Below are 656 nucleotides of genomic sequence, written 5' to 3'. Positions count from 1 at the left end.
CGGAAGTATGACCATCGCCTTCGCGACCTCGTCCGCTCCACGGGCGACACCGAACATGCGACGCGACATGGTGTTCCTCGTTCGACCGCCCGAGGCTGGCTAACTCCAGCACGTGCCGCTGTTGTGTCGGCTGAAGTTGTCGGCATGGACACGAGGGCGTTGCAGAAGGAAGTGCTCCGACTCCAGAAACGGGTCGTGATCCTGATCGCGTTTCTCCGTCTGCTCTTTGCGCTGCTCCGCGTGTCGGGATTCTCTCTCGGCAAGACGCGACTGCCAGAGGGGGATCGGAAGCAAAAGCTGCTGCGGGCGATCGACCGATCGTGCTCGGTGTTGCCACTGCGTTCTGTGCTACGGGTCCTGCGACTGTCGCGCACACGCTACTTCACGTGGAAGCACGAGGGCGAATGCGGACTCGACGACGTTTCGTCTTGCCCACGCACATCTCCACAGCAACTGACGCCAGTCGAGATCGATGCAATCAAAGAGATGGCCACATCGGACGAGCACCGGCACGTTCCAACGGGAACGCTCGCGCTGCAAGTTCTCGCGCAGAAAAGTCCCGATTGTCGTGCCGAGTAGCTCTGCAAATTTGCACAGCTCGCTTCCGATGCGAGTTTCATTGGTGTGCGGCCTTCCCCTAGTCTGGTCGTAGCCCT

At 60.5% G+C, this 656-nt stretch carries 1 protein-coding gene; it reads left to right on the top strand.

Annotation, left to right across the window (positions count from 1 at the left end; all coding sequences use genetic code 11):
* Window positions 1-144: 144 nt before the first annotated feature.
* Window positions 145-579: a hypothetical protein gene (locus GY725_00895; GenBank protein MCP4002727.1), complete on the top strand. Its 435-nt coding sequence runs from the start codon at window positions 145-147 to the stop codon at window positions 577-579.
* Window positions 580-656 lie beyond the last annotated feature (77 nt).

It is taken from the genome of bacterium (genome assembly GCA_024226335.1).
Lineage (GTDB): Bacteria > Myxococcota_A > UBA9160 > SZUA-336 > SZUA-336 > JAAELY01.
The sequence above is the reverse complement of the archived record's forward strand: the minus strand, read 5'-3'. Positions and strand labels throughout refer to the sequence as shown.